Source organism: Terrabacter sp. Root181 (assembly GCF_001428505.1).
Taxonomy (GTDB): Bacteria; Actinomycetota; Actinomycetes; order Actinomycetales; family Dermatophilaceae; genus Terrabacter.
Map to the genome: position 1 here is coordinate 381,062 of NZ_LMHU01000006.1, position 14,151 is coordinate 395,212.

Annotated in this window: 9 protein-coding genes and 1 tRNA gene; all 10 read right to left on the reverse strand. The window is 69.3% G+C overall.

Features of this window, described 5'->3' with window-relative positions:
- Positions 1 to 113: 113 nt before the first annotated feature.
- The 10 genes from ASD90_RS13595 to gltB all read right to left on the reverse strand — a co-directional run bounded on the left by ASD90_RS13595 (position 114) and on the right by gltB (position 14,011).
- Complete coding sequence (locus ASD90_RS13595; RefSeq protein WP_056757316.1) at positions 114 to 833, reverse strand: ABC transporter ATP-binding protein; 720 nt, start codon at positions 831 to 833, stop codon at positions 114 to 116.
- Positions 823 to 1,809 (reverse strand): ABC transporter ATP-binding protein, encoded by a 987-nt coding sequence (locus ASD90_RS13600; protein WP_369793605.1) that lies wholly within the window; start codon positions 1,807 to 1,809, stop codon positions 823 to 825. Before ASD90_RS13600 ends, ASD90_RS13595 begins: the two co-directional genes overlap by 11 nt.
- A complete protein-coding gene (locus tag ASD90_RS13605; protein ID WP_056757319.1) occupies positions 1,802 to 2,950 on the reverse strand; it encodes a branched-chain amino acid ABC transporter permease in 1,149 nt (382 codons plus the stop codon). The genes ASD90_RS13600 and ASD90_RS13605 overlap by 8 nt, the downstream gene beginning before the upstream one ends.
- Positions 2,947 to 3,936 carry a branched-chain amino acid ABC transporter permease gene (locus ASD90_RS13610; RefSeq protein WP_056757322.1) on the reverse strand — a complete coding sequence of 330 codons (990 nt, stop codon included), beginning with the start codon at positions 3,934 to 3,936 and terminating at the stop codon, positions 2,947 to 2,949. The genes ASD90_RS13605 and ASD90_RS13610 overlap by 4 nt, the downstream gene beginning before the upstream one ends.
- 111 nt (positions 3,937 to 4,047) lie before the next feature.
- On the reverse strand, positions 4,048 to 5,190 hold the full coding sequence (locus ASD90_RS13615) for a branched-chain amino acid ABC transporter substrate-binding protein (RefSeq protein WP_235506633.1): 1,143 nt from the start codon (positions 5,188 to 5,190) through the stop codon (positions 4,048 to 4,050).
- 150 nt (positions 5,191 to 5,340) lie between these two features.
- Complete coding sequence (locus tag ASD90_RS13620; protein ID WP_082588720.1) at positions 5,341 to 6,054, reverse strand: response regulator; 714 nt, start codon at positions 6,052 to 6,054, stop codon at positions 5,341 to 5,343.
- 121 nt (positions 6,055 to 6,175) lie between these two features.
- Positions 6,176 to 6,258: transfer RNA gene (locus ASD90_RS13625), tRNA-Leu, on the reverse strand.
- Positions 6,259 to 6,352: 94 nt separating this feature from the next.
- Positions 6,353 to 7,810, reverse strand: coding sequence for a pyruvate kinase (gene pyk, locus ASD90_RS13630; RefSeq protein WP_056757328.1), 1,458 nt, complete (start codon positions 7,808 to 7,810; stop codon positions 6,353 to 6,355).
- A 185-nt stretch (positions 7,811 to 7,995) separates the two neighbouring features.
- Entirely contained in the window at positions 7,996 to 9,453 is a 1,458-nt protein-coding gene (locus tag ASD90_RS13635; RefSeq protein WP_056757331.1) for a glutamate synthase subunit beta, read from the reverse strand.
- Positions 9,446 to 14,011 carry a glutamate synthase large subunit gene (gene gltB / locus ASD90_RS13640; protein ID WP_056757333.1) on the reverse strand — a complete coding sequence of 1,522 codons (4,566 nt, stop codon included), beginning with the start codon at positions 14,009 to 14,011 and terminating at the stop codon, positions 9,446 to 9,448. Before gltB ends, ASD90_RS13635 begins: the two co-directional genes overlap by 8 nt.
- Positions 14,012 to 14,151: the final 140 nt, after the last annotated feature.

Here is a 14,151-nt window from a genome sequence, read left to right on the forward strand (position 1 = left end):
ACCCGTGCCGGACGGGGCGCCACGACCGTGGTCGTGACGCCCCGCCTTCGGGTTCCTGGAGCTCGCGCTCTGCGCCCGGAACGGCGTTCCGACCGTCGGTCGGAACGGCCCGCCTAGACGTCGCCGCCGAGGTAGGCCGCCTTGACGGCCGGGTCGTCGGCGAGGTCCTTGCCCGTGCCCTCGCGGACGATCTCGCCCGTCTCGAGGATGTAGGCGCGGTGCGACCTCTTGAGCGCCTGGGCGGCGTTCTGCTCGACGAGCAGCACCGTCGTGCCCTGGCTGTTGATCTCCGTCACGATGTCGAAGATCTGCTTGATCAGCTTGGGCGCGAGACCCATCGACGGCTCGTCGAGGAGCAGCAGCTTCGGCTTGGCCATGAGCGCGCGGCCCATCGCCAGCATCTGCTGCTCACCACCCGACATCGACCCCGCGGCCTGGTTGCTGCGCTCCTTGAGCCGCGGGAAGAGCTCGAAGACGCGCTCGAGGTCGTCCTTGACGGCCTTGCTCTTGCGGTCCGGACGGGCATACGTGCCCATCTCGAGGTTCTCCATGACGGTCATGCCGACGAAGCACCCGCGGCCCTCGGGCGACTGAGAGATGCCGAGGACCGGCCGCTCGTGCGACGGCATGTGCGTGATGTCCTTGCCGTCGAAGACGACCGAGCCGGCTCGCACCGGACGCAGTCCCGAGACCGTCTTCATCGTCGTCGTCTTGCCGGCACCGTTGGCCCCGATGAGGGTGACGATCTCACCCTCCTCGACCGTGAAGCTGATGTCGCGGATGGCCTCGATGCGTCCGTAGTTGACGCACAGGCCGTTGACCTCAAGAAGCATCTTCCTCATCAACTCCCAGGTAGGCGGCGATGACCGCCGGGTTGTCGCGGATCTCCGCGGGCGAGCCCTCGGCGATCTTGCGGCCGAACTCGAGCACGACGATCCGGTCGGTCACGCCCATGACGAGCTTCATGTCGTGCTCGATGAGCAGGACCGTGTAGCCCTGGTCGCGGATCGTGCGGATCAGCTCCATCAGCTTGGCCTTCTCGGCCGGGTTGAAGCCGGCCGCCGGCTCGTCGAGGCAGAGCAGCTGCGGGCTCGTGGCCAGGGCGCGCGCGATCTCGAGACGGCGCTGGTCGCCGTACGGGAGGTTGCGGGCCAGCTCGTCGGCCTTGCCGTCGAGCCCCATGAAGGTCAGCAGCTCGAGGGCGCGGGCGTAGCCCTGCGCCTCCTCCCTGCGGTGCTTCGGCAGGCGAAACATCGCCGAGACCACACCCGTCGAGTGGTGGGCGTCGACCCCGACGAGGACGTTCTCGAGCGCCGTCATGTTGGCGAAGAGCCGGATGTTCTGGAACGTGCGCGCGATGCCCAGCTTGGTGATCTGGAACTTCTTGCGCTTGCCCAGCGGCTTGCCGAGGTAGCGGACACCACCCGAGGTCGGCTGGTAGACGCCGGTCATGACGTTGAAGCACGTCGTCTTGCCGGCACCGTTCGGGCCGATGAGGCCGAGGATCTCCCCCTTGTTGATGTGGAAGCTCACCTCGTTGAGGGCGACCACACCGCCGAAGCGGAGGGTGACCTCGTCGACCTCGAGCAGCCGCTCGCCCTCGGACACGACAGGGACACCGATGTCCTCGGGAGCGATGTCGACCTCGGGGTTGATGTCGGTGACCTCGTCGGCCGGGTCGGCGAGCGCGCGCTCTCCGGTCGGCTCGACCGGAACCGAGCTCGTGCCGGCGCTCGTGCCGGCCGGGTCGGGCGTGGCCGCGGCCGCGGTCGGGTCGTCGCCGGATGTGGGCTGAGTGGGATCAGACACTGGCTTCTCCTTCCTCGAGGACGGCCTGTCTCTCGTCCGCCCGCTTGGCGCGGACCGTGCGCCGCGGGGGCAGCAGGCCCTGGGGGCGGAAGATCGCGAGCAGCATCAGCGCGAGACCGAAGACGAGCACGCGGAAGTCCGCGAACTCACGGAAGCGCTCCGGGAAGTAGCTGACCACGATCGCACCCACGATGACACCCCAGCGGTTGCCGGCGCCACCCACGACGACGGCTGCCAGGAACAGGATCGAGAGCAACAGCTGGAAGCTGTCGGGCGAGATGAAGCCCGCCTTGGTCGCGAAGAGCGCACCCGACAGGCCACCGATGGCGGCACCGAGGGCGAACGCGAGCAGCTTGAACCGGAAGGTCGGCACGCCCATCAGCTCGGCGGCGTCCTCGTCCTCACGCGTGGCCTCCCACGCACGACCCACCCGGCTGCTCTTGACGAGGATGTCGAAGAGCAGGACGAGCGAGATGATGCCGAGGGCGAGCCAGTAGTAGGGCACGAAGTCGTTGATCCCGAACTTGAGGAAGGTCGAGGTCGTGTCGAGGTCGACGACCGGCGCTCCGCTGCTCCAGTCGATGCTCGGGACCTCGAACAGCTCGAAGCCGGGCGGCTTCGGGATGTCGGAGATGCCCTGCGCCCCGCCCAGCCACTCGGAGTTGACGAGGGTGAGGCGGACGATCTCACCGAACCCGAGCGTCACGATGGCGAGGTAGTCGCCGCGCACGCGCAGGGTCGGCGCACCGAGGATGATGCCCGAGATCATGGCGATGACGATCGCGATGGGCACGACGACGACCCACGACATGTGGGCGTGCTCCGAGGTCAGCACACCGATGGTGTAGGCGCCGATCGCATAGAAGCCGACGTAACCGAGGTCGAGCAGTCCGGCGTAGCCGACGACGATGTTGAGGCCGAGGGCGACGAGGACGTACGTCGCGACCGTGAAGAGGACGCCACCGAAGTCGGAGCCCTCGGTCGTGATGAACGGGATGTTGAGCAGCGGGAGGAGGAACAGGAAGATCGCGAAGAGCACCCACAGGAGGATCTTGACGGCCTTCGGCAGGTTGGTGACCCGCTCCCTGAAGCCCGGTGAGGTCGGCTTGCGTGCCGCGGGGGTCGACGTCGTGGTGCTCATGCGCGCGCCTTTCCGAGGGACTCACCGAGCAGGCCGGTGGGTCGGAAGAGCAGGATGAGGATGAGGAGGACGAAAGCCACGACGTCCTTCCACTGCGAGCCGACGACGGCGGAGCCGTAGTTCTCGGCCAGTCCGAGGATGAAGCCGCCGAGCAGTGCGCCGCGCAGGTTGCCGATGCCGCCGAGGACGGCAGCGGTGAACGCCTTGACGCCGAGGATGAAGCCGGCGTCGTAGCGGGTGATGCCGATCTTCAGCATGTAGAAGACGGCAGCGGCGCCGGCCATGACGCCACCGACGAGGAACGTCACCTGGATGACGCGGTCGCGGTTGACGCCCATGAGTGCGGCGGACTCGGGGTCCATCGCGACGGCGCGGATGCCGCGGCCGAGGCGCGAACGCTTCACGAACTGGTCGAGGAGGACCATGATGGCGATGGCGCCCACGATGACGAAGACGTCGACGTTCGTGACGTGGTAGCCACCGATCGTGAAGATCGGCTGCGGCGCGATGATCGTCGGCATGCCCGCGTTGTTGCGCGAGTTGCGGACGTAGTCACGCAGGTTGTCGTCCAGGCCGACCCAGCTGGTGATGCGGCTGCGCAGGCCCATGATCTCGGCGAGGACGAACGAGGCGCCGATCGCCGAGATGAGCGCGATCAGGGGTGGCGCGTTGCGTTTGCGGAGCGGCCGGTAGGCCACCCGTTCGAGCAGCACGGCGATGAAACCGGACATCGCCATGGCCGCGACGAACATCATCGCGACCCAGAAGATGACCTGCCCCACCCCGGCACCGGGACGACCACCGAGGAGCATGACCACCCACAGTGCCGCGAAGGTGCCGTACATGAACACCTCGGAGTGGGCGAAGTTGATGAGGCGAAGGACGCCGTAGACGAGCGTGTAGCCGAGCGCGACGAGCGCGTAGACCGCGCCGATCGTCAGGCCCGTGATGGTGTAGGCGAAGAAGTTGTCGATGAGGTTCTGCATCCAAGACCTCCTGGGCCGGGTGCGGTGGGCGGGATCAGGGCTCGAGCGCCAACCGAACGAGGGGCGGTCGGAGCGTACTGCTCCGACCGCCCCCCTTCGTTGACGAACGCGTTACTTGATCTCGCCGACGGAGACGATCTTGCCGCCCTCGACCTTGTAGGCGAACACCTTGATGTCGGCCGACTCGCCCTTGGCGTCGAACTTCAGCTGCTTCGTGACGCCCTTCTTGTCGTAGGCCTTGACGAAGTCGACCATGCTCGCGCGGTCCTTGCCGGCGGCGATGCCGTCGAGCAGGATCGTGGCCGAGTCGTAGCCCTCACCGGAGTAGGTGTTGGGGTCCTCGTTGTACTTCGCCTTGTAGGCGGTCTGGAAGTCCGGGGCCACGTCCGCGGGGACGCAGGGGCAGGTGATGATCGTGCCCTCGGCGGCGTCCTTGGCGTTGTCGATGAAGGACTGGTCCTTGACACCGTCGGCCACGACGAACGTGCCCTTCCAGCCGGCGTCGCGCAGCTGCTTGATGAGCGGCGCGGCCTCGGGCGAGTAGCCACCGAAGAAGAGCGCGTCGGCGCCCGAGCTCGTCACCTTCGTGACGGAGGCGCTGAAGTCGGTCTGCTTCTGCTGGATGGTGTCGTTGCCGATGACCTGTGCGCCGAGGTCGGAGCGGACGATGTCGGCCAGGCCCTTGCCGTACTCGGACGCGTCGTCGATGACGAACGTCTTGGTCGACTTGACGGTGTCCTTGATGTACTTGGAGGCCGCGGGGCCCTGGGTGGCGTCGTTGCCGAGGGCGCGGAAGAAGGTCTTCCAGCCGTTGTCGGCGAGCTTCGGGTTGGTTGCCGACGGCGTGATCGTCACGAGGCCGGCCTCGTTGAACGCCGGGTCGGCGGCCTTGGACTCACCGGAGAACGCCGGGCCGACGATGCCGACGACCTTCTTGTCGTCGATGGCCTTCTTGGCCAGGGCGGGGGCCTGCGTCGGGTCACCCTGCGAGTCGTAGTTCTCGAGCGTGACCTTGCAGTCCGCGTGCTTCTTGTTGTAGTCGTCGAGGGCGAGGTTCACGCCGTTCTGGATGTAGATTCCAAGGTTGGCGTTCGGGCCGGTGAGGGCACCGAACATGCCGATCTTGTAGTTGCCGCAGGCTGCAGCGCCACCACTGGCGGGCGGTGTGGCGGTGTCGCCCCCCTTGGTGCCACAGGCGCCGAGGGCAAGCGCTGCGACCGCGAGCGGCACAGCGAACTTGAGGGTAGAACGCACGGGTGTCCTCCTGATGTCACACATCCCTCGGTCGAGGGCTGACTGGAGACTAAGCCCCACCCTGCACCGTGGTCACGAGAAACTCGCGATGAGTGACCGTGTCGTGACCTGTTCGGGCGTGCTCCCGGACGATGTGCGGCGCCCGGGGCGTCAGGACGCCGGAAAGCCGTTGATGACGGCCTCGGCGACCTCTTTCATCCCGAGCCGACGGTCCATCGCGGTCTTCTGGATCCAGCGGAACGCGTCGGACTCGCTCAGCTTGAGCTGGGTCATGAGCACACCCTTGGCGCGGTCGACGAGCTTGCGCGTCTCGAGCCGCTCACCGAGGTCGGCGATCTCGGCCTCGAGGGCCTTGAGCTCCTGCCAGCGGGAGGTGGCGATGTCGATGGCGGGGCGCAGGTCGTCGGCGGTGAACGGCTTGACGATGTAGGCCATGACGCCGGCGTCGCGGGCGCGCTCGACGAGCTCGGTCTGGGAGAAGGCGGTGAGCATGATGACGGGGCACAGCTTGGCCTCGTGCAGCTGCTCGGCGGCCGAGAGCCCGTCGAGGACGGGCATCTTGACGTCCATGATGACGAGGTCGGGCCTGACCTCCTTCGCGAGCTCGACGGCCTGCTCGCCGTTGCTCGCCTGGCCGACGACGTCATAGCCCTGCTCGCCGAGCATCTCGACGAGGTCGAGGCGGATGAGGGCCTCGTCCTCGGCGACGAGGATGCGGGTCGCCCCGGTGACCGGCGCCGCCGTGTCGGTGGCGTCCTCAGGTGCCGACAGCCCCTCGGACGCGGCCGGGGACGCGGGTGACCCGGAGGCCTCGGCGGCGGTGGCGGGTGTCGGCCTGGGGGTCGTGCTCTCGTCAGTGCTCACGGGCAAAGCGTAGCCGGGGCCACGTTTCCGGCGCGTTTCGGGACCGTCAACCCCGCGTCGCGATCGGGCCGGGCGGGTCCGTGCAGGCGGCCACCCCGCTCGTGAGCGCGGCGGCAAAGGGTGCCGAGGGCGGGACTCGAACCCGCACGGCCTTGCGGCCAGAGCATTTTGAGTGCCCCGTGTCTGCCATTCCACCACCCCGGCCGGAGTGCCGCGCCAGCATACCCGCGAGGACACGAACGCCGCCGGGGGTGCCGGCGGCGTACGTGGTCACTCGGTCGTGCGATGCGGGCCGAGCTCAGCTCGTGACCTCCTCCGGCCGGTAGGCCGGGGCCGCCCGGTTGACGGCGTCGCCGACCCGGTGGACGCGCAGCGCGTTCGTCGAGCCCGGGATGCCGGGAGGCGAGCCGGCGACGATGACGACGCGGTCACCCTCGGTGACGCGACCCTCGGGCATGAGCTTGAGGTCGACCTGCATGGCGAACTGGTCGGTGTGGTGCATGCGCGGCACGAGGTAGGTCTCGATCCCCCAGACGAGGGCGAGGCGCGAGCGCACGCGGGGGTCGGAGGTGAAGGCCAGCATCGGCAGCCGCGGACGCATGCGGGCCATCCGGGTCGCCGACCCACCGGTCTCGGTGAACGTGATGAGGAACTTCGCCCCGATGACCTCGCCGATCTCGGCAGCGGCCTTGGTCACCGTGCCCCCGACGGTCTTGGGGTTGGTCTTCATCCGCGCGATCTTGTCGTGGCCGTGGACCTCGGTGGACTCGATGATGCGCGCCATGGTGCGCACCGAGTCGATCGGCCAGGCACCCACCGACGTCTCGCCCGAGAGCATGAGCGCGTCGGCGCCGTCGAGCACCGCGTTGGCGGCGTCGGAGGCCTCGGCCCTCGTCGGGCGGGGGTTCTCGATCATCGACTCGAGCACCTGCGTGGCGACGATGACCGGCTTGGCCTCGCGCCGCGCGAGCTCGATGGCGCGCTTCTGCACGAGGGGCACGTCCTCGAGCGGCATCTCGACGCCGAGGTCACCACGGGCGACCATGATGCCGTCGAAGGCCGCGACGATGCCCTCGAGGTTGTCGACAGCCTGCGGCTTCTCGATCTTGGCGATGACGGGGATGCGCTCACCGAACTCGTCCATGACGGCGTGGACGTCGACGATGTCGTCGGCGGAGCGCACGAACGACAGCGCGATCATGTCGACGCCGAGCCGCATCGCGAAACGGAGGTCCTCGCGGTCCTTGTCGGACATGGCGGGCACGCTGACGGCCACCCCCGGCAGGTTGATGCCCTTGTTGTTGCTCACCTGGCCGCCGATGACGGTCTCGGTGAGTACGTCGGTGTCGGTGACCTCGACCGCGCGGAGCATGACCTTGCCGTCGTCGATGAGCAGGAGGTCGCCGGGAGTCACGTCACCGGGCAGGCCCTCGTAGGTGGTCCCGACGATCGTGTCGTCGCCGTCGACCTCGCGCGTCGTGATGGTGAAGCGCTGGCCGGGACTCAGGGTCACCGGACCGCCGGAGAAGCGGCCGGTGCGGATCTTGGGGCCCTGGAGGTCGACGAGGATGCCGACGGCGCGTCCGGACGCGTCGCTGGCGGCGCGGCAGTCGCGGTAGACCTGCTCGTGCACGGAGTGGTCACCGTGGGAGAGGTTGAGGCGGGCGACGTCCATGCCGGCGTCGACGAGGGCGCGGAGCTGGGTGGGCGATGAGGTCTTGGGTCCGATCGTGCAGACGATCTTGGCGCGACGCATGCTTCAACCTTATGGGTGCTGTGACGTGGGTCACCACGAGGGTTCGTCCAGTGGGACGCCCCGCGGCGTCGTCGGCGCGGGCTCCGTTGTGGCTCAGGGTGATCATGAGCGTATGCCGTGTCGCTGAGGTGGCGACACGGCATACGCCCGGGTGTGGCGGGGTGGTCGGATGCCGGCCGGCGCGGTCAGACGGTGACCGGGCGGTCGCTCGGGCCGATCGGGCGCGGGAGCGAGCTCGAGCCGGTGAGCCACGCGTCGACGCCCGCTGCGGCGGCCCGGCCCTCGGCGATCGCCCAGACGATGAGCGACTGCCCACGACCGGCGTCGCCGGCGACGAAGACGCCCGGGACCGAGCTCATGAAGTTCTTGTCGCGCGCGACGTTGCTGCGCTCGTCGAGGGCGACCCCGAGCTGCTCGACGACACCCGGGCCCTGGGGACCGAGGAAGCCCATCGCGAAGAGGACGAGCTGCGCGGGGATCTCGCGCTCGGTGCCCGGCTTGGGGGTGAGCCGGCCGTCGACGAGCTCGACCTCCGTGAGGCGCAGCGCCGAGACGTTGCCGTCGTCGTCGCCGACGAACTCCGTCGTGCTGACGGCATACAGGCGCTCGCCGCCCTCCTCGTGGGCGCTCGCGACGCGGTAGAGCATCGGGTAGGTCGGCCACGGCTGGTTGCCGGGACGCTCCTCCCCCGGCTGCGGCATGATCTCGAGGCTCGTGACGGACGCCGCGCCCTGGCGGTGGGCGGTGCCGATGCAGTCGGCGCCGGTGTCACCGCCGCCGATGACGATGACGTGCTTGTCGGTGGCGAGGATCTGGCCATCCACCTGCTCGCCCAGCGCTGCACGGTTGCCCTGCGGGAGGTAGTCCATGGCCTGGTGGATGCCACCGAGCTGCCGCCCCGGCACGTCGAGGTCGCGCGGGACCGTGGCCCCGAGGGCGAGCACGACGGCGTCGTAGCGGTCGCGCAGCTGGCGGCCGGTGATGTCGACACCGACGTCCATGCCGTTGCGGAAGCGCGTGCCCTCGGCGGCCATCTGCTCGAGACGGCGGTCGAGGACCGACTTCTCCATCTTGAACTCGGGGATGCCGTAGCGCAGCAGCCCCCCGGGCTTGTCGGCCCGCTCGAAGACGGCGACCGTGTGACCCGCGCGCGTCAGCTGCTGGGCCGCGGCGAGACCGGCCGGGCCCGACCCGACGACGGCGACGGTCTTGCCCGACAGTCGCTCGGGCGGGAGCGGCTGGACGAGTCCCTCGTCGAAGGCGCGCTCGATCGTCGTGACCTCGACCTGCTTGATCGTCACGGCCGGCTGGTTGATGCCAAGCACGCACGCGGTCTCGCACGGTGCCGGGCACAGCCGTCCGGTGAACTCGGGAAAGTTGTTGGTCGCGTGGAGCCGCTCGATGGCATCGGACCAGTCACCGCGCCACGCGAAGTCGTTCCACTCGGGGATGAGGTTGCCGAGCGGACAGCCGGAGTGACAGAACGGGATGCCGCAGTCCATGCAGCGACCGGCCTGGCGCTGGAGCTGCCCGAGCTCCTGCTCCTCGTAGACCTCCTTCCAGTCCCGGATGCGCACGGGGACGGGACGGCGGGCCGGGAGCTCGCGCTCACGGGTGGTGAGAAAGCCTTGGGGGTCAGCCACGGGAAGCCTCCATGATCCGGTTCCACACTTCGGGTCCGTCGAGGTCGAGGCCCTGTTCCTCGGCCTCGGCCCGGACGTCGAGGACACGCTGGAAGTCGCGCGGGAGCACGAGCGTGAAGCGCTCGCGCGCAGCCGCCCAGTCGTCGAGCAGCGCGCGGGCGACGGGCGACTCGGTCCACCGGACGTGGCCTTCGAGCAGCTCGCGGAGCGGCCCCTCGTCGTCGGCCCGGAGCGGCAGCAGGTCGACCATCTCGCGGTTGACGAGGTCGGCGTCGAGGTCGAGCACGTAGGCGACGCCACCGGACATGCCGGCCGCGAAGTTGCGCCCGGTCCGGCCGAGCACGACGGCCGTCCCGCCCGTCATGTACTCGCAGCCGTGGTCGCCGACGCCCTCGACGACGGCGTGAGCACCGGAGTTGCGCACGCAGAACCGCTCGCCGACGACACCGCGCAGGAAGAGCTGCCCCGTCGTGGCGCCGTAGGCGATGACATTGCCGCCGATGACGTTCTGCTCGGCCACGAGGGCCGCGTCACGGTGCGGACGCACCGCGACGCGCCCGCCTGACAGGCCCTTGCCGACGTAGTCGTTGGCGTCGCCGAAGAGCTGCATCGTGATGCCGGCGGGCAGGAAGGCCCCGAAGGACTGCCCACCGGAGCCGGTCATCGTCAGCTCGATCGTGTTGTCGGCGAGACCGTGCGGGTGCGCCTTGGTCACGTGGTGCCCGAGCATGGTTCCGACCGTGCGGTTGACGTTGCGCACGGCGATCTCGGTGCGCACCGGCTCGCCGCTCTCGATGGCCGACAGGGCTCGGCTCAGCAGCTCGTTGTCGAGCGCCTTGTCGAGGCCGTGGTCCTGGGTGGCCGACTGGTACAGGGTGCCGCCGGTCGGGTTGTCGGCGACGGCGAGGATCGGGCTGAGGTCGAGGCCGGACGCCTTCCAGTGCGCGATGGCCTTGTCGAGGTCGAGGCTGCCGACCTGGCCGACGGCCTCCTCGATCGAGCGGAACCCGAGCGAGGCCAGGTGCTCGCGCACCTCCTCGGCGATGTACTCGAAGAAGGTCTCGACGAACTCCGGCTTGCCCGAGAAGCGCGAGCGCAGCTCGGGGTTCTGTGTCGCGATGCCCACCGGACACGTGTCGAGGTGGCAGACGCGCATCATGATGCAGCCCGAGACGACGAGCGGCGCGGTCGCGAAGCCGAACTCCTCGGCGCCGAGCAGAGCCGCCACGACCACGTCGCGACCGGTCTTGAGCTGCCCGTCGACCTGGACGACGATGCGGTCGCGCAGGCCGTTGAGCACGAGGGTCTGCTGGGCCTCGGCGAGACCCAGCTCCCAGGGGGCACCGGCGTGCTTGAGCGACGTGAGCGGCGAGGCTCCCGTGCCGCCGTCGTGGCCCGAGATGAGCACGACGTCGGCGTGCGCCTTGGACACGCCCGCCGCGACCGTGCCGACGCCGATCTCGGACACGAGCTTGACGTGGATGCGGGCCGACGGGTTGGCGTTCTTGAGGTCGTGGATCAGCTGCGCCAGGTCCTCGATCGAGTAGATGTCGTGGTGCGGTGGCGGTGAGATGAGGCCGACGCCGGGCGTCGAGTGCCGCGTCTTGGCGACCCACGGGTAGACCTTGTGCCCGGGCAGCTGCCCGCCCTCGCCGGGCTTGGCGCCCTGGGCCATCTTGATCTGGATGTCGTCGGAGTGGGTGAGGTAGAGGCTCGTCACGCCGAACCGCCCGGACGCCACCTGCTTGACGGCGGAGCGTCGCTCGGGGTCGAGCAGACGGTCGATGTCCTCGCCGCCCTCACCGGTGTTGGACCGACCGCCGAGGTGGTTCATCGCGATCGCGAGCGTCTCGTGCGCCTCCTTGGAGATCGAGCCGTAGCTCATCGCGCCGGTGTTGAAGCGCCTGACGATCTCGCTGACCGGCTCGACCTCCTCGATCGGCACGGGCAGACGCCCGGTGACCCCCGTCGGGCGGAAGCCCATGAGGCCGCGCAGCGTCATGAGGCGCGACGTCTGGTCGTCGATGCGCCCGGTGTACTGCTTGAAGATGTCGTAGCGGCGCTGGCGCGTCGAGTGCTGGAGGCGGAAGACCGTCTCGGGGTCGAAGAGGTGCGGCTCGCCCTCACGGCGCCACTGGTACTCGCCGCCGACCTCGAGGGTGCGGTGCGGCTGGTGGACTCCGTCCGGCGGGTAGGCCCGCGCGTGGCGCTCGGCGGTCTCGCGGGCGATGACGTCGAGGCCGACGCCGCCGAGCTGGCTGACCGTGCCGGTGAAGTAGCGGTCGACGAGCGGCTGGGCGAGGCCGATGGCCTCGAAGACCTGGGCGCCGCGGTAGGACGCGACGGTCGAGATGCCCATCTTGGACATGACCTTGAGGACACCCTTGCCGAGCGCCTTGATGAGGTTGGCGACGGCCGTCTCGGACGTGACGCCCTCGATCTCGCCGGCGCGGACGAGGTCCTCGACGGTCTCCATCGCGAGGTAGGGGTTGACCGCGGCCGCTCCGAAGCCGATGAGCAGGGCCACATGGTGGACCTCGCGCACGTCGCCCGCCTCGACGAGCAGACCGACCTGGGTGCGGGTCTTCTCGCGGATGAGGTGGTGGTGCACGGCGGCGGTGAGCAGCAGCGACGGGATGGGCGCGAGGTCGCGGCCCGAGTCGCGGTCGGAGAGCACGACGAAGCGCGCGCCGCGCGAGATGGCCTGCGAGACCTCGGCGAAGATCTCCTCGAGGCGGTCGCGCATGGCGGCCGCTCCGCCCGTGACGTCGTAGAGCCCGCGGACGACGTGCGTGGCGTAGCCGGGCAGGTCACCGTCGGCGTTGATGTGCACGATCTTGGCGAGCTCGTCGTTGTCGATGACCGGGAAGTCGAGGACGAGCTGTCGCGCGTGCGACGGCGAGGCCGACAGGGCGTTGCCCTCCGGGCCCATGTAGGTGCCGAGCGAGGTGACGAGCTCCTCGCGGATCGCGTCGAGCGGCGGGTTGGTCACCTGCGCGAAGAGCTGGGTGAAGTAGTCGAAGAGCAGCCGTGGACGCGACGACAGCACGGCGATGGGCGTGTCGGTGCCCATCGAGCCGAGCGCCTCGCCACCGGAGCGGGCCATCGGCGTCAGCAGGATGCGCAGCTCCTCCGCGGTGTAGCCGAAGGTCTGCTGGCGGCGAGCGACCGAGGCCGCCGTGTGCACGATGTGCTCGCGCTCCGGGAGGTCCTCGAGGCGGATCAGGCCCGCGTGCAGCCACTCGGCATACGGCTTCGCCGCGGCGAGCTGGCTCTTGATCTCCTCGTCGCTGACGATGCGGCCGTGCTCGGTGTCGACGAGGAACATCTTGCCCGGCTGCAGGCGTCCCCGCTGGACGATCGTCGCGGGGTCGAGCTCGAGCACGCCGGACTCCGACGCCAGGACGACGAGGCCGTCGTCGGTGACGGTGTAGCGGCCGGGGCGCAGGCCGTTGCGGTCGAGCACCGCGCCGACGAGGGTGCCGTCGCTGAAGCAGACGTTGGCCGGACCGTCCCACGGCTCCATGAAGGTCGAGTGGAACTCGTAGAACGCCTTGCGGGCCGGGTCCATCGTGGCGTGGTTCTCCCACGCCTCCGGGATCATCATCAGCACGGCGTGCGGGAGCGAGCGCCCACCGAGGTGGAGCAGCTCGAGCACCTCGTCGAAGCTCGCCGAGTCGGACGCCTCCGGCGTGCAGACCGGGAAGATGCGCTCGAGGTCGCCCGGGATGATGTCGGACGTCAGCAGGCTCTCGCGGGCGTGCATCCAGTTGCGGTTGCCCTTGACGGTGTTGATCTCGCCGTTGTGGGCGATGAAGCGGTAGGGGTGCGCGAGGGGCCACGACGGGAACGTGTTCGTCGAGAAGCGCGAGTGCACGAGGGCGAGCTCGCTCTTGAAGCGCGGGTCGGACAGGTCGGGGAAGAACGGCTCGAGCTGGCCGGTCGTCAGCATGCCCTTGTAGACGATGGTTCGGGAGCTGAGCGAGGCGAAGTAGACGTCGACCTCGTGCTCGGCGCGCTTGCGCAGGCAGAACGCGAGCCGGTCGAGACCGAGCGCCACCTGCCGCCCGATCGAGCTGCTGACGAAGAGCTGCTCGAAGAACGGCATGCACTCGCGCGCGACGGTGCCGACGAGGTCGTCCTCGACGGGGACCTCGCGCCAGCCGAGCACCTTGAGGTTCTCGGCGACCGCGATCTCCTCGATGCGGGCCTTGGCCGCGGCCCGCTCGATGGGGTTCTGCGGCAGGAAGGCGATGCCCGCGGCATACGCCCCGTTGTTGGGGAGCGTGAACGGGACGCTGGACCGGAAGAACTCGTCGGGGATCTGCGTCAGGATGCCCGCGCCGTCACCGACGAGCGGGTCGGCGCCGGTGGCGCCACGGTGGTCGAGGTTGCGCAGCGCCGTGAGGGCGTGGTCGACGATGTCGTGACCCGCCGTGCCCCGCATCGTCGCGATGAGGGCGACACCGCAGGCGTCGTGCTCGAACTCGCGTCGGTAGAGACCGGAGTTCTCCGGGTGTGCACTGAAGAGGGCACGGGTGCGGGTGTGCGGCGGCATCTTCACCGTCCTTCTGCTGGGTCCCAGGCGGGCGACCGCGACGGGGCCACGCGACATGACTGAGGGCATGTGGACGGCACTGGCCACAGGCGTTGCTGACGACGATATCGGAGGGACCGCTCGTCCTACCTGTTGATACA

What these genes read in the sequence shown, in the direction of transcription:
- ASD90_RS13595 (WP_056757316.1), bottom strand. Translation starts at nt 833, where the DNA reads ATGCTTCTTGAGGTCAACGGCCTGTGCGTCAACTACGGACGCATCGAG.
- ASD90_RS13605 (WP_056757319.1), bottom strand. Translation starts at nt 2,950, where the DNA reads ATGAGCACCACGACGTCGACCCCCGCGGCACGCAAGCCGACCTCACCG.
- ASD90_RS13610 (WP_056757322.1), bottom strand. Translation starts at nt 3,936, where the DNA reads ATGCAGAACCTCATCGACAACTTCTTCGCCTACACCATCACGGGCCTG.
- pyk (WP_056757328.1), bottom strand. Translation starts at nt 7,810, where the DNA reads ATGCGTCGCGCCAAGATCGTCTGCACGATCGGACCCAAGACCTCATCG.
- gltB (WP_056757333.1), bottom strand. Translation starts at nt 14,011, where the DNA reads ATGCCGCCGCACACCCGCACCCGTGCCCTCTTCAGTGCACACCCGGAG.